Annotated in this window: 18 protein-coding genes; 8 read left to right on the top strand and 10 right to left on the bottom strand. The window is 67.4% G+C overall.

Annotated elements, in window-relative coordinates:
* Positions 1-9 precede the first annotated feature (9 nt).
* The 5 genes from KQ303_RS03200 to KQ303_RS03220 all read left to right on the top strand — a co-directional run bounded on the left by KQ303_RS03200 (position 10) and on the right by KQ303_RS03220 (position 6,516).
* Positions 10-2,016, top strand: coding sequence for an NAD(P)H-quinone oxidoreductase subunit 5 (locus KQ303_RS03200; RefSeq protein WP_094511643.1), 2,007 nt, complete (start codon positions 10-12; stop codon positions 2,014-2,016).
* Positions 2,017-2,218: 202 nt separating this feature from the next.
* The gene (locus KQ303_RS03205) at positions 2,219-3,793 is read left to right on the top strand and encodes an NAD(P)H-quinone oxidoreductase subunit 4 (protein ID WP_233132916.1); all 1,575 of its coding nucleotides are present in this window, start codon (positions 2,219-2,221) and stop codon (positions 3,791-3,793) included.
* A gap of 169 nt (positions 3,794-3,962) precedes the next feature.
* On the top strand, positions 3,963-4,334 hold the full coding sequence (locus tag KQ303_RS03210; protein ID WP_094511648.1) for a lipopolysaccharide assembly protein LapA domain-containing protein: 372 nt from the start codon (positions 3,963-3,965) through the stop codon (positions 4,332-4,334).
* Positions 4,335-4,377: 43 nt separating this feature from the next.
* Positions 4,378-5,280: a segregation/condensation protein A gene (locus KQ303_RS03215; RefSeq protein WP_233132890.1), complete on the top strand. Its 903-nt coding sequence runs from the start codon at positions 4,378-4,380 to the stop codon at positions 5,278-5,280.
* Between the two features lie 48 nt (positions 5,281-5,328).
* Positions 5,329-6,516 (top strand): NDP-sugar synthase, encoded by a 1,188-nt coding sequence (locus KQ303_RS03220; protein WP_094511658.1) that lies wholly within the window; start codon positions 5,329-5,331, stop codon positions 6,514-6,516.
* Positions 6,517-6,543: 27 nt separating this feature from the next.
* Here the strand turns inward: KQ303_RS03220 and KQ303_RS03225 are convergent, their stop codons facing one another.
* On the bottom strand, positions 6,544-7,479 hold the full coding sequence (locus KQ303_RS03225; RefSeq protein ID WP_094512349.1) for a methylenetetrahydrofolate reductase: 936 nt from the start codon (positions 7,477-7,479) through the stop codon (positions 6,544-6,546).
* A 145-nt stretch (positions 7,480-7,624) separates the two neighbouring features.
* Between KQ303_RS03225 and KQ303_RS03230 the strand changes: the two genes are divergently transcribed.
* Positions 7,625-7,900, top strand: coding sequence for a response regulator transcription factor (locus KQ303_RS03230; RefSeq protein ID WP_094512353.1), 276 nt, complete (start codon positions 7,625-7,627; stop codon positions 7,898-7,900).
* Here the strand turns inward: KQ303_RS03230 and KQ303_RS03235 are convergent.
* The 9 genes from KQ303_RS03235 to KQ303_RS03275 all read right to left on the bottom strand — a co-directional run bounded on the left by KQ303_RS03235 (position 7,860) and on the right by KQ303_RS03275 (position 16,033).
* A complete protein-coding gene (locus KQ303_RS03235) occupies positions 7,860-8,414 on the bottom strand; it encodes a CYTH domain-containing protein (RefSeq protein ID WP_259729122.1) in 555 nt (184 codons plus the stop codon). The genes KQ303_RS03230 and KQ303_RS03235 overlap by 41 nt on opposite strands.
* Positions 8,415-8,474: 60 nt before the next feature.
* Positions 8,475-9,401: an NAD(+) kinase gene (locus tag KQ303_RS03240; RefSeq protein ID WP_255141103.1), complete on the bottom strand. Its 927-nt coding sequence runs from the start codon at positions 9,399-9,401 to the stop codon at positions 8,475-8,477.
* Between the two features lie 15 nt (positions 9,402-9,416).
* Positions 9,417-9,746, bottom strand: a complete 330-nt coding sequence (gene nuoK, locus KQ303_RS03245) for an NADH-quinone oxidoreductase subunit NuoK (RefSeq protein WP_094511673.1) — start codon at positions 9,744-9,746, stop codon at positions 9,417-9,419.
* Positions 9,746-10,375: an NADH-quinone oxidoreductase subunit J gene (locus KQ303_RS03250; protein WP_259729123.1), complete on the bottom strand. Its 630-nt coding sequence runs from the start codon at positions 10,373-10,375 to the stop codon at positions 9,746-9,748. Before KQ303_RS03250 ends, nuoK begins: the two co-directional genes overlap by 1 nt.
* Positions 10,375-10,986, bottom strand: a complete 612-nt coding sequence (ndhI, locus tag KQ303_RS03255; protein WP_259729124.1) for an NAD(P)H-quinone oxidoreductase subunit I — start codon at positions 10,984-10,986, stop codon at positions 10,375-10,377. The genes KQ303_RS03250 and ndhI overlap by 1 nt, the downstream gene beginning before the upstream one ends.
* A 106-nt stretch (positions 10,987-11,092) precedes the next feature.
* Positions 11,093-12,211, bottom strand: coding sequence for an NADH-quinone oxidoreductase subunit NuoH (gene nuoH / locus KQ303_RS03260; RefSeq protein WP_259729197.1), 1,119 nt, complete (start codon positions 12,209-12,211; stop codon positions 11,093-11,095).
* Positions 12,212-12,304: 93 nt separating this feature from the next.
* On the bottom strand, positions 12,305-13,453 hold the full coding sequence (locus tag KQ303_RS03265) for a citrate synthase (RefSeq protein WP_259729198.1): 1,149 nt from the start codon (positions 13,451-13,453) through the stop codon (positions 12,305-12,307).
* A 215-nt stretch (positions 13,454-13,668) separates the two neighbouring features.
* The gene (locus KQ303_RS03270; protein WP_259729125.1) at positions 13,669-14,277 is read right to left on the bottom strand and encodes a histidine phosphatase family protein; all 609 of its coding nucleotides are present in this window, start codon (positions 14,275-14,277) and stop codon (positions 13,669-13,671) included.
* Complete coding sequence (locus tag KQ303_RS03275) at positions 14,255-16,033, bottom strand: DUF3352 domain-containing protein (protein ID WP_259729126.1); 1,779 nt, start codon at positions 16,031-16,033, stop codon at positions 14,255-14,257. The genes KQ303_RS03270 and KQ303_RS03275 overlap by 23 nt, the downstream gene beginning before the upstream one ends.
* A gap of 97 nt (positions 16,034-16,130) precedes the next feature.
* On the opposite strand from KQ303_RS03275, the gene KQ303_RS03280 reads away from it, so the two are divergent.
* Together KQ303_RS03280 and KQ303_RS03285 are read left to right on the top strand one after the other, a co-directional pair.
* The gene (locus tag KQ303_RS03280; RefSeq protein ID WP_094511692.1) at positions 16,131-16,496 is read left to right on the top strand and encodes a rhodanese-like domain-containing protein; all 366 of its coding nucleotides are present in this window, start codon (positions 16,131-16,133) and stop codon (positions 16,494-16,496) included.
* Positions 16,497-16,778: 282 nt separating this feature from the next.
* On the top strand, positions 16,779-17,792 hold the full coding sequence (locus KQ303_RS03285) for a heat-inducible transcriptional repressor HrcA (RefSeq protein WP_255100084.1): 1,014 nt from the start codon (positions 16,779-16,781) through the stop codon (positions 17,790-17,792).
* Positions 17,793-17,795 lie beyond the last annotated feature (3 nt).

Consider the following 17,795-nt stretch of genomic DNA (forward strand, 5'->3'; position numbering starts at 1 on the left):
TGGAGCTGGATGACATCGGCCGCTGAAATCGCCTGGTTGATTCCCGTTCTGCCCTTGGCGGGGGCGGCGCTCACCGGTCTCGGGCTGATCAGCTTCAACCGCACCGTCAACCGGCTGCGCAAGCCCGTTGCCCTGCTGCTCATCACCCTGATCGGGGCGGCAGCCGTGCTGAGTTACGCCGTGCTGGCGGAGCAACTGGCCGGAGCGCCAGCCACCGAAGTGCTCTTCAACTGGGCCAGCGCCGGCACCTTCAACCTGCAGATGGGGTTCCGGGTTGATGCTCTCGGCGCCGTGATGCTGTCGCTGGTGACCACCATCGCCTTGCTGGTGATGGTGTATTCCGATGGCTACATGGCCCACGACAAGGGCTATGTGCGCTTCTTCACCTATCTCGCCCTCTTCAGCAGCTCGATGCTGGGGCTGGTGATCAGCCCCAACCTGCTTGAGATCTACGTGTTCTGGGAGCTGGTGGGCATGTGCTCCTACCTGCTGGTGGGCTTCTGGTACGACCGCGAGGGTGCCGCCCATGCCGCCCAGAAGGCCTTCATCGTGAACCGCGTCGGCGACTTCGGCCTGCTGCTTGGCATCCTCGGCCTGTTCTGGGCCACCGGCAGTTTCGGCTTCGAGGAGATCGGCGCCGGCCTCTCCGCCGCCGTGGCTGAAGGCTCGCTCTCCAACGGCGTGGCGGTGTTGCTGTGCCTGCTGGTGTTCATGGGCCCGATGGCCAAGTCGGCCCAGTTCCCCCTGCACGTGTGGCTGCCCGATGCGATGGAGGGTCCCACCCCGATCTCCGCCCTGATCCACGCCGCCACCATGGTGGCCGCCGGCGTGTTCCTGGTGGCCAGGCTGCAGCCGGTCTACGAACCCTTCCCGCTGGTGCAGGCCGTGATCGCCGTGATCGGCACGATCACCTGCTTCCTGGGGGCCTCGATCGCCCTCACCCAGATGGATCTCAAGAAAGGCCTGGCCTACAGCACCGTGTCACAGCTGGGTTACATGATGCTGGCGATGGGTTGCGGCGCTCCCGAGGCGGGCATGTTCCACCTCGTCACCCACGCCTTCTTCAAGGCCATGCTCTTCCTCTGCTCCGGCTCGGTGATCCATGCCATGGAAGAGGTGGTGGGCCATGAGCCGGTGCTTGCCCAGGACATGCGCCTGATGGGAGGGCTGCGCCGCTTCATGCCGGTCACCTCCACCACCTTCCTGATCGGCTGCGTGGCGATCAGCGGTATTCCGCCGCTGGCGGGCTTCTGGAGCAAGGATGAAATCCTCGGCCAGGCCTTCAACGCCTTCCCGCTGCTATGGGCGGTGGGCTTCCTGACTGCCGGCATGACCGCCTTCTATATGTTCCGGCTCTACTTCCTCACCTTCGAGGGCAGCTTCCGCGGCGGTGACCTCAGCGTCCGCAGTGCCCTGCTCCAGGCTGCCGGCAAGGCCCCGGAAAGCCATGAGGAGGGCCATGGCTCCCACGCCTCCCACCCGCACGAATCGGGCTGGCAGATGGCCGCACCATTGGCGGTGCTTGCCGTTCCCTCGGTGCTGATCGGCCTGCTCGGCACGCCCTGGAACAGCCGCTTCGCCGCCCTGCTCAACCCCGGCGAGGCCGCCGAGATGGCCGAACACTTCAGCTGGGGCGAGTTCCTGCCGCTGGCCGGCGCTTCGGTGACGATCTCCGTGATCGGCATCACCATCGCGGTGCTGGCCTACGCCCTGCACAAGCTGGATCTGGCCACCGCCGTGGCCGCCCGCTTCCCCACCATCAATGCCTTCCTGGCCAACAAGTGGTACCTGGATGCGATCAACGACCGCCTGTTCGTGAAAGGCAGCCGCAAGCTGGCCCGTCAGGTGCTGGAGGTGGACGCCAAGGTGGTGGACGGGGTGGTGAACCTCACCGGCCTGCTGACCCTGGGCAGCGGCGAAGGACTCAAGTACTTCGAAACCGGCCGCGCCCAGTTCTATGCGCTGATCGTGTTCGGCGGCGTGATCGCCCTGGTGCTGCTGTTCAGCAGCTTCTGAGTGCGCTCCGTGCGCCCCTCGGCGCGGGCTCTGTGTGTCATCCCATATCTGGGCGGTACTGGGCAGTTGAGCATTTCTACACTCCGTCCAGAACTGAATTCCCTGGCCAGTGCCGCTTGACCCTGCCGTTGCTCCGGAGGCCCTTGCGGCCCTTGGCACAGCCTCCACCGGGGCCTTCCCCTGGCTGAGCGTTTCGATCCTGATGCCGATCGGAGCCGCGCTGCTGATCCCCTTCATCCCCGACCCAGGCGACGGCAAGACAATCCGCTGGTACGCCCTCGGCGTGGCCCTGCTCACCTTTCTGGTCACCGCAGGGGCCTACCTGAACGGCTACGACCCCTCGGTGGCGGGGCTCCAGCTGGTGGAACGGGTGGAATGGCTGCCCGATCTGGGGCTGGCCTGGTCGGTGGGCGCCGACGGGCTGTCGATGCCGCTGATCTTGCTCACCAGCTTCATCACCGCGCTGGCGGTGCTGGCCGCCTGGCCGGTCACCTTCAAGCCGCGGCTCTTCTACTTCCTGATCCTGGCCATGGATGGCGGCCAGATCGCCGTGTTTGCTGTGCAGGACATGCTCCTGTTCTTCCTGGCCTGGGAGCTGGAGCTGCTGCCGGTGTATCTGCTGCTGGCGATCTGGGGCGCTAAGAAGCGCCAGTACGCCGCCACCAAGTTCATCCTCTACACAGCTGGCGGCTCAGTGTTCATCCTGCTGGCCGCCCTGGCCATGGGCTTTTATGGCGGCGGCACGCCCAGCTTCGAATTCACCACTCTGGCGGCGAAGGAGTTCGGCACCCGCTTCCAGATGCTGGCCTACGCGGGCCTGCTGATCGCCTTCGGGGTCAAGCTGCCGATCGTGCCGCTGCACACCTGGCTACCGGACGCCCACGGCGAGGCCACAGCACCGGTGCACATGCTGCTGGCCGGCATTCTGCTGAAGATGGGCGGCTACGCCCTGCTGCGCTTCAACGTTCAGCTGCTGCCCGAGGCCCACGCCCAGTTCGCGCCGCTGCTGGTGGTGCTGGGGGTGGTGAACATCATTTATGCGGCACTCACCTCCTTCGCGCAGCGCAACCTCAAGCGCAAGATCGCCTACAGCTCGATCAGCCACATGGGCTTCGTGCTGATCGGCATCGGCAGCTTCAGTGCCCTCGGCACCAGCGGCGCCATGCTGCAGATGGTGAGCCACGGCCTGATCGGTGCCAGCCTCTTCTTCCTGGTGGGCGCCACCTACGACCGCACCCACACGCTTCAGCTCGATGAGATGGGCGGCGTGGGCCAGAAGATGCGCAAGATGTTCGCCCTCTGGACGATCTGTTCGCTCGCGTCCCTGGCCCTGCCTGGCATGAGTGGCTTCGTGTCGGAACTGATGGTCTTCGTGGGCTTCGTGAACAGTGAGGCCTACGCGCTCAGCTTCCGCATCGTGATGGCAGCCCTGGCGGCCGTGGGGGTGATCCTCACTCCGGTGTACCTGCTCTCGATGCTGCGCGAGATCTTCTTCGGCAAGGAGAACGTGGAGCTGGCGGCCCACACCCGCCTGGTGGATGCCGAACCGCGCGAGATCTACGTGATCTCCTGCCTGCTGGTGCCGATCATCGGCATCGGTCTTTACCCTCGTCTCGTCACCGACAGCTACCGCGCCTCGATCGAAGCGCTCGTGGCCCGTGAGGACGTTGCCCTCACCAAGGTGGTGGGCCCCACGCCCAAGGGGCTGATCCGGGGGGCGGTGGGCAAGCAGCTGGCCTTGGCGCCGCCCCTGCTCCATGCGCCCGCCCTGGGCTGAGCGAATCGAGATCCTGCCGGCTGCCCAGCACCATCACCAGCACTGTGCGACGGCTTGCGCCCAATTCCGCTCAGGTGCCGCAAACTGGTCGACGGGATCGCTCCGCTGAGGCTGCCACCGGCCTGCCAGCCATGCGCTCCCGATTCAGAGCCTCGACCCACCACCCGCCATGCGACAGCTGAATTTCCTGCTGATCTTCAGTTTTGGCCTCGCCACGGTGATGTTCACGCTGGAGAACACCGATCCCACCACCGTGCGCTTCCTGCCGGGAGCGGCGGTCACCCTGCCGCTGGCGGCCTTGCTGCTGGTGGTGGGTGGCATCGGCGCCACCGCCGCCTGGGTGTTCGCCGTGTGGATTGGCGTGGTGAAGAAAGTGGAATTGATGCAGGACCGCAGCGAAATTGACGCCCAGCAGGTGCGCATCCGCGAGCTGGAAGACGACCTGCAGCGTTACCGCGCCACCGTGGACGCCCAGCTGGCCCTGTTGCCTGCCGCCGGAGAAAGTTCAGGGGGATCCGCGGCAGCGGATGCCGCTGGCTGAGTCGCCTCAGACCGGGTACGTTTCCGGCAGATCGGGGAGAAGTGTGCCGAACGCAGGCGCCAGGCTGGCGATCCGCCTGCTGCAGGAGGCCGCCGAGCGCGGTGACCTCGACCCCTGGGATGTCGATGTGATCGCCGTGGTGGACGGTTTCCTCGATCAGCTGCGTCAGCGCATCGAGGTGCCACGCCTGGTGGCCCTCAGCTCCGGCCAGGGCGGCAGCTATGAGCAGGATCTCGCCGCCACCAGCGAGGCGTTTCTGGCGGCGTCAGTGCTGGTGGGCCTCAAGGCCGAAGTGCTGGAACGCCAGACCTTTCCGCCCATTGCCCTGGTCGCCGATCCTTGCGAGAGCGAGGATCCGGGCGAGGACAGCTGGTCGCTGGGAATCCAGCTGCCCCATCGGCCGGAGCGGCAACTCTGGCGCAGGCCCGTGGCACCGCCGCCGCTGCAGCGGCCCGTGAGCCTCGGCGAGTTGATCCGCCAGCTGGAAGACATCGCCGAGCGGCTGGAGAGCGATAGCGGCCCGCGGCGCCACAAGCCGCGCAGCCGCCCCTACAGCGAACGCGACGCGATCGAACAGGTGAGCGCCCTGGCCCACCGGGAGAAACTGCCTGAAACCACTGCCGCCCTGAGCTTCTTCCTGCAGCAGTGGCCAGAGGCCCTGGAGTGGGTGAACTTCGATGCGCTGGTGGAGGCCTGGAAAGACGCAGCGCCCCCCGATCTTGATCACGACCGGGTGGGGGTGTTCTGGGCGCTGTTGTTCCTCTGTTCACAGGGACGCATCGATCTGCGGCAGGAAGGGGGCCTGTTCGGGCCGCTGCATCTGCGCCGCGCACGCGAGGCCGAATGCACGCTTCCGCTTCCCAGTCAGAGCGCTGCCGCAACCGCCACAGGCTCCTGGCCGGCCGTGCCAGCTCCCTTGCCGGCTAGGCCGGCACTGGCAGCCTGACACCCTTAATTAGGGTGCATGCAGAACCAACCGAGCAGTAAGGCGCCCATGAAGGCGATGATCCTCGCAGCCGGCAAGGGAACACGGGTGAGGCCCATCACCCACACGATTCCCAAGCCGATGATTCCGATCCTGCAGAAGCCGGTGATGGAATTCCTGCTGGAGTTGCTCCGGGAGCATGGATTCAACGAGATCATGGTCAATGTGTCGCACCTGGCGGCAGAGATCGAGAACTATTTCCGTGATGGGCAGCGCTTCGGCGTGGAGATCGCCTACAGCTTCGAAGGCCACATTCAGGACGACGGCGAACTGATTGGCGAAGCCATGGGTTCTGCAGGCGGCATCAAGAAGATTCAGACCTTTCAGACCTTTTTCGACGACACCTTCGTGGTGCTCTGCGGCGATGCCCTGATCGACCTCGACCTTACCGAAGCGGTGAGGCGGCACAAGAAGAAAGGAGCGGTCGCCAGCCTGATCACCAAGCGGGTGCCGAAAGATCAGGTGAGCAGCTACGGTGTCGTGGTCACTGACGACAACTCTCGAGTGCTCTCCTTTCAGGAGAAGCCCTCGGTGGAAGAGGCCGCCAGCGACATGATCAATACCGGCATTTATATTTTCGAGCCCCAGGTGCTCGACCACGTTCCCGCCGGCGTGCCCTTCGACATCGGCGCTGATCTCTTTCCCCGTCTGGTGGCGGCAGGGGCACCTTTCTACGCGCTGCCCATGGATTTCGAGTGGGTGGACATCGGCAAGGTGCCGGATTACTGGCAGGCGATCCGGAGCGTGCTGCTGGGGAAGGTTCGCAAGGTTTCGATCCCTGGCCGCGAGGTGCGGCCCGGCGTGTTCACAGGCCTGAACGTAGCGGCCGACTGGGACAAGATCAACGTGCAGGGGCCCGTTTACGTGGGCGGCATGAGCAGGATCGAACCGGGGGTCACGATCATCGGCCCAGCCATGATCGGCCCCAGCTGCCACATCTGCGAAGGCGCCACGATCGACAACTCGATCATCTTCGATTACTCCCGCATTGGGGCCGGAGTCAGGCTCACCGAGAAGTTGGTGTTTGGCCGTTATTGCGTGGACAGCAATGGTGACCATTTCGACCTCCAAGAGGCCGCCCTCGACTGGCTGATCACCGATGTGCGCCGCCAGGATGTGGCTCTACCCTCCCCCGAGCAAAAGGCCCTCGCCGATCTGCTGGGCAACGATCTCACCGCCAGCCAGCGCGGCGGCTGAACAACTCTGGCTGCGCCTGCCCCAGTGTCAGGCGGATGGGCATGCCGTGAGCGGATCGATCGCCTCGATGCCGGCGAGGCTGAGGATGTTGGGGATCCGCTCTTCGGCCTTCACAGCCATCAGGTGCACGCCCTGGGCGATCTCACGGAAACTCGTAACCTGCTCCGCTGCGATCCTGATCCCCTCACTGGCCGGATCTGCCGCTGCCGCAAGACGCTCGATCACGTGCTGGGGAATGGAGGCGCCGGGCACCACACGGTTGATGAATTCGGCGTTGCGGGCGGATTTGAGCAGAAACACCCCCGCCAGCACCGGGAGGCCCAGCGGCGCGGCGATCTCCTCGCAGAAGCGGCGCAACACGCTCGCCTCCATGACCATCTGGGTCTGGAGGAACTTGGCGCCAGCAGCCTGCTTGCGGCTGAGGCGGCGGCGCAGGCCGCTCCAGCTGGGGGACTGGGGATCGGCGGCGGCGCCGGCGAACAAGGCGGTAGGGCCATCAGGAAGCGAGCCTCCCAGCGGATCACGGCCGGCATTGAAATCGCTCACCTGCTGCAACAGCCGCACCGCCTCCAACTCGTTCACCGGCCGGGCGTTCGGCTGATCGCCGGCCCGCACCGGGTCGCCCGTGAGGCAGAGCAGGTTGCGGATTCCCAGCGCATGAGCACCCAGCAGCTCTGCCTGCAGGGCAATGCGGTTGCGATCCCGGCAGGCCAGCTGCAGCACCGGTTCGAGCCCTGCGTCGAGCAGCAGGCGGCAGAGGGCCAGGCTGCTCATGCGCATCACCGCACGGCTCCCGTCGGTGACATTGACCGCGTGCACCCGCCCCTTCAGCAGCCTGGCCATCGCCAGGGTGCGGCTCGGATCACCGCCCCTGGGCGGCATCACTTCCGCCGTGACCGCGAACGCTCCACGCGCGATGGCCCGCTGCAGCAGCACGACAACCGGGAAACAACCAGCGCCCATCATGCGTGAAGAGCGGCACCATCCAGGCCCCCCAGCCGGCAGCAGCCCCGGCTGGCTCGAGTGCGGCCTGACCGTGGCGGTGGGCGTCCGTGGGGAGGTGTTGGAGGGGCTGTCTAGGATGCATCCAGTCAGGCGGAGTGCGTTGATGTCCGTTCGAGACGACCTCAGCGCGCCGCGAACCGGCTTATCCGAACGGGAGCTGGAGATCATCAGCCTGGTGGCCACCGGCCTCACCAATCAGGAAATCGGCGAGCAGCTGATGATCAGCAAACGCACCGTCGACAATCACGTCAGCAACATCTTCACCAAAACCGGCGCGAAGAACCGGGTGGCGCTGCTTAACTGGGCGATGGACAACGGCAAGATCTGCCGGGACGGCTTCAACTGCTGCAATCTGCCGGCCCCGTCGCCGGGGCTCTGAGGCCCATCGCCCCCAGTACGGCCCGGCGCTCGTCCTCAGGCCACTGCGACAGCGGCGTGATCGACAGGGAGGCATTGCTGAGCTCCAGGCGGCCGGTGACCTCCAGGGCGCACCAGGGAGGCACCACCAGGGGCTGATCGGCCCGCTCCAGCTCCACTTCCGCCAGCACCAACGGCGCATTCGGGGGCTCGAACACATCGAGTACCCAGTCGCCGCCCGGCAGATCGAGGCCATAGCGGGTCTTGCCGAGGCGGTGGGCCGCCAGGTTCAGCAACGCCTCCCCATCGGTGGCGGGAATCGGATACTCGAACTCGTGGCGGGCGATGCCGGCGGCGGCCGCCTTGATCGTCAGCCGGGCCTGGTCAGTGGCGGTGTCTTCCCCGAGGCGCACCCGCACGGTGACACCAGCGGCGTCGCGCGTGAGGTAGCCCTGCCGCAGCGGGCGGCTCCAGCGCACCTGCGGCCGCCAGCCGTCGCCATGCACCAGGAAGCGCCGCTCGATCTCCAGGGCCAACGCGGTTCTCCGGGGCTAACCCCTCCAGCATGGGCCGCAACAGAGCCGTTGGGCGACGGCCTAGTTCGGCGACGGCTCCGCAGCGGTGAGGTCGCCGGCCCAGTGCAGCTTGTGGCTGAGGGTGCGGTAATAGGAGGGGCTCTGATCGAGCACCACCATCAGTGCGTCGTGGCTGGAGCGCTGCACCACGCAGCGGTCACCCGGTTCGAGCACAGTGGCATGGGCGCCGTCTTTCCAGAGCTTCACCCGGCGACTGGTTTCCCCCAGTGGCCACACCGCCAGCATCGCCCGGGGTGGCACCACGATCGGCCGACTGGAGAGGCTCATCGGGCAGATCGGGTTGACCACGATCGCGTCGATGCCGGGATGGAGGATCGGGCCGCCCGCCGCCATCGAGTAGCCGGTGGAGCCGGTGGGGGTGGCGATGATCAGGCCGTCACCGCGGAACTGGTCCACCACTTCGCCGTCGATCTCCAGCTCCAGCACACAGGTGGGCGACACCTCATCAAGGCTGGGCCGGAAGTAGAAGTCGTTGAGGGCGCGGTGGATCGGCTCGCCATCCACGCTGCCGTCACTGCGCACCACCCGGCCCTCCAGCATCATGCGCCGCTCCAGGGCGAAGCGGTCATCGCGCAGCCGCTGCCAGAGGTTGTCCTCACTGGAGCCTGAGCTGAGCACGAGCCGCTTGCGCTCGTGGGTGAGGAAGCCAAGGTGGCCGCCGATGTTGAAGCTCAGGATCGGCACCTGCAGGGGCGCCAGATGGCGGGCCGCCCCCAGCACCGTGCCGTCGCCGCCAAGCACGACGGTGAGATCGGGCAGGAGCGGTTCGCTGGCCAGGAGCCCCGGAAAGGGGTTGGAGGCCAGACCACTGGCGGCCACGGCCACATGCACGCCCTGGTTGCGCAGATCCTCCGCGCAGATGCGGGCCTTGCGCTGGGCGGCCTGGCTGTGGGCACGAACAATCAGCCAGACCCGCTGGAGCTGCATGACGGAACGGTGCCGCTACCAGCGCAGCAGGTTGAAGCGCTCCATGTCGACGGTTTCGCGGTTGCGGTACAGGGAGAGCAGGATGGCCAGCCCCACCGCCGCCTCTGCGGCCGCCACGGTGATCACGAAGATGGCGAACACCTGGCCGCGGATCTCCTGGCCATCGATGTAGCTGGAGAAGGCCATCAGGTTGATGTTGACGGCATTGAGCATCAGCTCGATGCTCATCAGCACGCGTACGGCGTTGCGGCTGTTGATCAGGCCCCACACCCCCGTGCAGAAGAGAACGGCCGCCAGCACCAGGTAGGCCTGGAGCGGCACATCGATGGGTGTTTCGATCGGCATCAGAGGGTCTCCTGAAGAGCGGAGGGAGATGGGGTGGGGGGATCGAGGAGCAGGGGCGGGCGAACCTTCTCGATCAGGCCCTGATCGACGTCTTCGCCGGTTGTGAGGTCGGTGCCGAACACATCGCGGCGGGCCAGCACGATGGCGCCGATCATCGACATCAGCAGGAGCACCGAAGCGAGCTCGAAGGGCAGGAGGTAATCGCTGAAGAGATGCTCGCCGATGCGGACCGTGGCCCCTTCCCCGAGAGAGGCCGGGCCTGGAACCGCCCAGGGGGTGGTGAGATCGACCCGTAGCAGCAGCAGGAACAGGCCGAGGCAGACGCCACCGGAGAGCAGGCGCCGCAGGGCAAGACGGGGGATCTCGGAGAGGTCTTCCTTTTTGTTCACGAGCATGATCGCGAACAGGATCAGCACGTTCACTGCGCCCACATACACGAGCACCTGGGCGGCGGCCACGAAGCTGGCGTTCAGCAGCAGGTAGAGGCCCGCCACCGAGAGGAAGACACCGCAGAGCAGGAAGGCTGAATAGACGATGTTCGGCAGCAGCACGACCCCGAGGGCTCCCAGCACCAAGGTGATGGAGAGCGCCACGAAGCAGATCAGCTGGGTGGTGGAGGCGATCGTCATCAGGCCCCTTCCTCGCTGGCGGTGGTGGTGGAGCTGGACGCGGCCAGCACCTGTTCAGGCAGTTTGCCGGCCCGGGGGCTGGCGGGATCCACCGTGTGGGGATCGAGCTCGCCGGCGGGCAGATAGGCCAGCTCGCGCAGAGCCACCACGGCAGGGTCGCTGGTGACGCTGGTGGGCAGGCGACCGAGGGCAACGTTGTCGAAGTTGAGGCTATGGCGATCAAACGCCGCCAGTTCGTACTCCTCGGTCATCGAGAGGCAATTGGTGGGGCAATACTCCACGCAGTTGCCACAGAAGATGCACACCCCGAAATCGATCGAGTAGTTGCGCAACTCCTTCTTCTTCGTTTGCTTGTTCATCGCCCAATCCACCACCGGCAGATTGATCGGACAGACCCGCACGCACACCTCGCAGGCGATGCACTTGTCGAACTCGAAGTGGATGCGGCCGCGGTAGCGCTCCGAAGGGATCAGCTTTTCGTAGGGGTACTGCACCGTGATCGGCCGGCGGCGCAGGTGATCGAAGGTGACCGAAAGCCCCTGGGTGATGGCGCTGGCGGCGCCGACGGCGTCCTTGGCGTAGTCGCCGACCTTTTGGAGAAAACCGAACATGGGCGTGGCGGAATTCGAGGGGAGGGACGGAGGAGGAAAGCGGTGGGCTCAGGGGGCCTGGATCAAGGCCTGAGGGCCGATGGGGTCATGATGGCTGGCCCCAGGCTCAACCGCCGAAAAAGGCGGGAAAGGCCAGTTTGAGCCCGGCGGTGACGAGCAGATTCACCAGGGCGATGGGCAGCAGGAACTTCCAGCCCAGATCCAGCAGCTGGTCGATGCGCACCCGTGGCAGGGTCCAGCGCAGCAGGATCGCGATGAACACCAGCAGATAGGCCTTCAGCACGGTCATCACGATCCCGACCGATCCGGTGATGACCTGCACGAGCGGAGCGTCCACCGACTGGCCAAGGGCGCCGGCCAGCCATTCGACCGGCAGGGGGAAGCCCCAGCCGCCCAGGTAGAGCACCGCCACCAGCAGGGCGGAGAGCACCAGGTTGATGTAGCTGCCCAGGTAGAAGAGGGCGAACTTCATGCCGGCGTACTCCGTTTGGTAGCCGGCCACCAGCTCCTCCTCGGCCTCGGGCAAGTCGAAGGGGAGGCGCTCGCATTCGGCCAGGGCACAGATCCAGAAGATCAGGAAGCCCACCGGCTGACGCCAGATGTTCCAGCTGAGGATGCCGGCGCCGCTCTGCTGGTTGACGATGTCGACGGTGCTGAGCGAATTGCTCATCATCACGACGGCCAGCACGGCCAGGGCGAGCGGGATCTCGTAGCTGATCGACTGGGCCGCCGCCCGCAGGCCGCCCAGCAGCGAATACTTGTTGTTGCTGGAGTAGCCGCTCATCAGCAGGCCGATCGGCTGGATGCTGCTGAGGGCGATCCAGAGGAAGATGCCCACCCCCACATCGCTGATCACCAGGTGCTGGCCGAAGGGAACCACCAGCCAAGAAAGGATCACGGGGATCAGCACCAGCACGGGGCCGAGCGTGAACAGCAGGCTATCGGCCCGCTTCGGGATCACGTCTTCCTTGAAGAGCAGCTTGAGACCATCGGCCAAGGGCTGCAGCACCCCGAGGGCGCCGGCGTATTCCGGGCCGATGCGCTGCTGGACGGCAGCGGAGATCTTGCGCTCCAGCCACACGTTCACCAGCACGCCCACCACCGCGGCCACCAGCACCAGCAGCATCGGCAGGGGCAGCCAGATGAGATGGGCGGCGGCAGGGCTGAGGCCGAAGCCCTCCAGGATGGTGGTGAACCCGCTCTGCAAGTCGATGCCGGGGGGCACCGCCGCCTCGAGGACCGGGGGAGGCGACAGGGTCGCGGCTGTGGTCATGATCTCCACGGCGTCTGAACTCGAAACAGAACCGACGAGGGCAAGTTAAGCGCCCGCACCGCTGGATCGGGTGTCGATCGGCAACCAGGTCTTGCCGGACGCTCCCGTGTAGATCTGCGTGGGTCGGTAAATCCGGTTGGCACCGAGCTGCTCTTTCCAGTGGGCCAGCCAGCCGGCCACCCGCGCGATCGCGAAGATCGGCGTGAAGAGGTCGCGGGGGATGCCGAGCTTGCGGTACACGAGCCCGGAATAGAAATCCACATTCGGATAGATCCCCTTGGCGCCGAGGCGGCTTTCAGCGGCCTTCTCGAGCCGCCTGGCCACGTCGTACATGTGGTCGTGGCCGAAGCGGTCGAACAGCTGCTCGGCCAGCTCCTGCAGGATCACGGCACGGGGATCCTTGACGCGGTACTCGCGGTGGCCGAAGCCCATGATCTTCTGCTTCTCGGCCACCGCCCGCTCCAGGTAGGCCTCCACCCGGTCCTCGCTGCCGATCTGGTCGAGCATGGTGAGCACGTCTTCGTTGGCGCCGCCATGCAGCGGGCCGGCCAGGGTGCCCACTGCCGAGGCCACCACCGCGTAGGGATCGGTGAGGGTGCTGGCGGTGACGCGGGCACTGAAGGTGCTGGCGTTGAGCGAGTGTTCGGCGTGAAGGATCAGGCAGGCATCGAAGATGCGGGCCGCCATCGGGTCAGGCACCCGCTCGGTGATCATGTAGAGGAAATTGGCCGAGTAGGACAGGTCGTCGCGGGGCTGGATCGGGTCCTGGCCTTTGCGGATCAGCTGGAAGGCCGCCACCATCGTGGGGATCTTGGCGATCAACCGCACCACTGCACCCTCGATGTACTGGGGGTCGTCGAGGGCGCGGCGCGAATAGAACAGGCCCAGTGAGGCTGCGCTCGACTGCAGCGCGTCCATGGGGTGCCCGTCGGCCGGGAAGCACTTCATCATGTCGCGAATGCGGAAGCTCACCCTCCGGTGCATCTGCACCTCGTACTCGAAGCGCCGCAGCTGCTCGCCCGTGGGCAACTCACCCCAGATCAGCAGGTAGGCGGTTTCCAGGAAGCTGCTGTGGTTGGCGAGCTGCTCCACCGGGTAGCCCCGGTAGGTGAGCACGCCGTTGCGGCCGTCGATGTCACAGATGGCGGACTGGGTGGCCGGCACCCCTTCAAGGCCAGGGCGGAACGCCGGCATGGCCGGCTGGGCCGCGACAGGTTCGCTGGCCACCGGGGTGGCCGCTGGAGTTGTGGCGGAGTCACCGGCCGCTGAGAAATCCGTGACCGCCGGCGCCCCATCCGTTGCCATGCCGAGCTTCCACGCTGTTGATCGAAACCTAGATCCATTCCTCACAGCCGCGCCGTAACACCGCCGACCGGCCACCAGGGCCCCGTTTCAGCGGCGTCCGCGCCTCAGCCCTCCCCCAGCAGAGCGCGGGGGGAGAGCAGCAGGGTGAGCCGCGTGCGGCCCAGGGCAGCCTCCCAGCCGCGCGCCTCCCCGGAACCACCGGAAGGTACCGGAGCCTGCCAGGGAAGCTCCAGGACCACCACACCGGCCTTGCGCAGGCGCAGGGCGCCGGGAGGGGCGCCGCAGAGCCGGCAGGCCAGCTCGCTGAGGTCGGGTTCATGCCCCACCAGCGCCAGGCGCTGCCAGGGGCTGGGCCGCTCGGCGCCTTCGCCCCCGGCGCTGAACCAGCGCTCCAGCAACGGCGCTGGGTCACCACCCGGGGCCAGCTCCGCGCAGACCTCGAAGCGGTGGAGGGCCAGTCCGCCCTCGCGGGCCAGCTCCGCCGTCTGATGCGCACGCAGCAACGGGCTGGTGAGCAGTGGATCCACAGCCAGTCCGAGCGTCACGAGACGGCGCACCACGGCGGCGGTGCGCCGGCGGCCGGCGGCGGTGAGCGCCCGTGCCTCGTCGTCCAGGCCGCGATCGGCCGCCAGCTGGCGATCGATCGCGACCCCATGGCGCAGTAGCAGCAGCTCCGCAGCGGCCATGGCCTCAGCCCAGCTCCAGGCGCCCATGCAGCCGCAGTGCCGGGGCCGCGGCTGCAGGATCGCTCTCCAGGCTCACGGCCAGCCCCTGCACAGTGGGAGCGAGCGGCTCGCCGGCCAGGCCGGTGAGCAGCAGCCAGGGGTCCCAGCGGGCCAGCAGCGCACGGGCCGACGGGGCGGCCATGGCCCACTGCAGGGGCGCGGCATGATCCTCCAGGCCCTGAAGCTGGGCCAGCCTCTCGCTGGGCGGCGCGGCCCCCTCCAGCAGACCGGTGAGGGCGGTGATGCCCTCACTCCACCAGGCCACACCGCGCTGGTCGAGGCGGGCGCCGGCGATGGCGGCGTCCAGTTGGTCGGGGTGGCTGCGGGAATTGCCGGCGGTCAGCTGGGTCCAGAGCTGCAGCGTTTTGCCATTGCGGCTCAGCGGAGCAGCGATCAGGCCTTCGCGCGCCAGCACGTCGCTGATCGAGGCGATGGCGGGGCTGTCAGGAGCCGTGGCCAGCAGCCAGCCGCGGGAGCTATGGCTCAACAGCAGGGGGCCTGGATCCTGGGCAACAACCAGCGGTGGCAGCACCCCCGGCAGGGTCGCGAGGGCTTGGGCGAGGACAGGTGCCACCAGCTCCGACCAGACATCCGGAATGTCGGCGGGGACGCTGCTGGTGGCTTCAGGGCTGGGGATGGTGGTGTCTCCGACACCATAGGCAGCGGCACTGTCCGTGGCGTCCCCATCGGAGCCGGCGGAATCCGGGCTGGAGGCGGTGGCCTCAGCGATCGGCTGGGCGACGGCGATGGCTGCCGCTGAGGCAGCTGTTCCTGGTGCAGCCGGAGCTGAGAGCAGGGCGGGGTTCTGGATCATCGCCAGGCTGTCCGAGGGACCCTGCAGGCCCGCCAGCAGATCCGGCGTGGGCGTGAGCGCCAGTGCTGCGGGGGCGTGGCGCAGCTCGAGGCGGCCGTTGAGGTCGAGGGTGCGGCCTCGGGGTGCCAGAGCTGCCACCAGGCCGAGCACCTCCTGCTGTGCTGCGACGAAAGGGGAAGCAGCCAGCCAAGGGGTGAAGCTGTCGGGGCGGGCCACCACCAGGGCCACGCCCTGGCCGAGGGTGGCCACGGCGGTGGCGAGGCGGGGGTCGCCGGCCTGGTTGAGTTCATCGATCTGGGAGACATCCAGCGCCTGCTCCAGCACCCCCCGACCCGAGGCGATCAGCACCAGCCGGTCGTCGATCAAGGCGGTGGCCAGGGGCAGGGCGTTCTGGCCCAGCAGGGCGCCCCGGCCGCTGATCAGCCCCATGCCTCGATAGGTGCTCACCTGCAGCTCGTTGCCGGCCAGGCTGCGGGTCTGCCAGAAGCGCTGCAGAAAGCGCCGAGCCCCCTCCGACTCACGGCTGCGCAAGGCCAGCAACCAGCCCGCCGGCTGTGACGCACCCGCCGGGGTGAGCAGCGCGACACTGGACTCCTCCCCCACCCAGCCGGCCAGTTCCTCGGCGTAGTCGAGGCCGGCGGCGGCGAAGGCCCCGTCCCGCAGCTGCTCAAGGGCGGCGGCGGCATGGCGACGTTGGCGGGGCGGCGCCACGGCCCGGGCGTAGGCCCCGAGCTGGTCGGGCGGGACCAGCAGGTGCAGGCTCAGCGAGGCCTGCCGGGGGATGAAGCGAGCCGCCAGCGGCAAGGTCAGGGGTTGGTGCTGCAGGGCGAGAGGGCTGCTGCGCCAGAGCACCACCCAGCCCGCCGCTCCGATCAGCAGCAGCGTGACGGCCACGGCCAGGATCGCCGCCAGGAATGGGCGGATCTTCATGCGTAGCGCGCAGGAATGGCCTCATCCTTATGCATGAAGCCGCCTCCGTGCATCGTCAACGCACACCCGGCCAGCCACCACGCCCATGCCCGCACCCATGCCCCAGGAAAGCCAAACCACCCCCACCCCGGCCCCGCTGCAGGCACGGGAGCTGCAGCAGCGGCTCAACGAGGGTGCCGATCTGCAGCTGGTGGATGTGCGGGAACCGGCAGAGCTGGCCATGGCCGCGCTGCAGCAGAGAGTGATCCATCTGCCCTTGAGCCGCTCCTCGGAATGGGTCAGCCGGATCGACGCGCTGCTCGACCGCGAGCGTGAGGTAGTGGTGCTCTGCCATGCCGGCATGCGCAGCTGGCAGTTCGGCTGCTGGTTGATGGAGCAGCAGGGTTTCGAGCGGGTCTGGAACCTGGAGGGGGGCATCGATGCCTGGAGCGTCCAGGTCGATCGGTCGGTGCCGCGTTACTGAGCAGCGCTGCCAGACCGATGGCGCTGTACATGTCCTCGTCTTACCGCAGTCAGCGGAGCTGCGGCGGACGACGGGCTGGCCCAGATCGGCTCCAGCCTCTGACGCCGGAGCAGCTCCACAGTTTGTGGCGGTGATGGTGCTGAGCTGCGCAACAAGCAGGGACTGGCCGACCCGGCAGGTTCGGACCCGAACCAACACCTAGCGGCCTTGTTGCCCAGACGAAATGGTGTTCCTGTTGGCCAGCGACGTCGTTGGTATCGGTTACGGTTCGCGCACCATCCGTTGACTAGCCCCTCGTTGCCTCACCTCAGCCGCCGCCATCAGCAGGTGTTGCAGGCAACGGTGCAGCATTACGTGGACACGGTCGAGCCCGTGGGGAGCCGCACCCTGGTGCAACGCTTCGGCTTCCAGACCTCACCTGCCACGGTGCGTTCGGCCATGGGGGCGCTGGAGCAACAGGGCCTACTTGTGCAGCCGCACACTTCCGCCGGGCGTATTCCGAGCCAGCGCGGCTACCGCCTCTACGTGGACAGCCTGCTGCCACCCCCCGGTGCCGGAGCGCTGCAACTGGAGCAGGAACTGCTGGGGCTGAGCCTGCGCTGGGCTGCCCTCGACGATCTGCTGCTGCATCTGGCGCGGCGGCTGGCCGATCTCACCGGCCTGCTGAGCCTGATCACACGCCCCCAGGGTGATCGCTCCGCCCTTCAGGCCGTGCGCCTGGTGCCCAGCGGCGACCGCCTGCTGGTGTTCCTGGTGGAGAACGCCGTGATGACCAGCTGCCTGAACCTGCATCTGCCACCGGCGGCGGCCCCCGAACTGCTGCCGCTCGAGCGCTGGGTGATGGATCAGCTCAGCCTGCATCCGGGCCAGCCAATCCCCTGGAACGCCCTGCCGCCTCAGCTGCAGCGCAGCGGCTGGCTGCTGCGCGAGGCGCTCCGCAGCCACCGCATGGCCCGACCGGGCGATGCCGACGGCGCCCTCGCGCTCGGGCTGGGGGGATTGCTGGGGCAGCCGGAATTCAGCCGCACCGCCACGCTGCGGCCGCTGGTGCAGCTGGTGGAGGAAGACCCCCATCTGCTGCTGCAACCCGACGGCAGACCCAGCGAAGGCGTCTGGATCGGTGCCGAAAATCCCCATCCCGCCCTGCAGGACTGCGCACTCGTGCAGGCCACTTACCGCACCGGCGACGGCAGCCAGGGGCACGTGGCCCTGGTGGGGCCGATGCGGATGGCCTACGCCACCGCCCGGGCGGCGGTGCGCTCGGTGGCCGCCAGCCTGCAGCGGTTGCTCAGTTGAGCG

Origin of the sequence: Synechococcus sp. CS-1333, assembly GCF_025128015.1 — a bacterium.
GTDB lineage: Bacteria > Cyanobacteriota > Cyanobacteriia > PCC-6307 > Cyanobiaceae > MW101C3.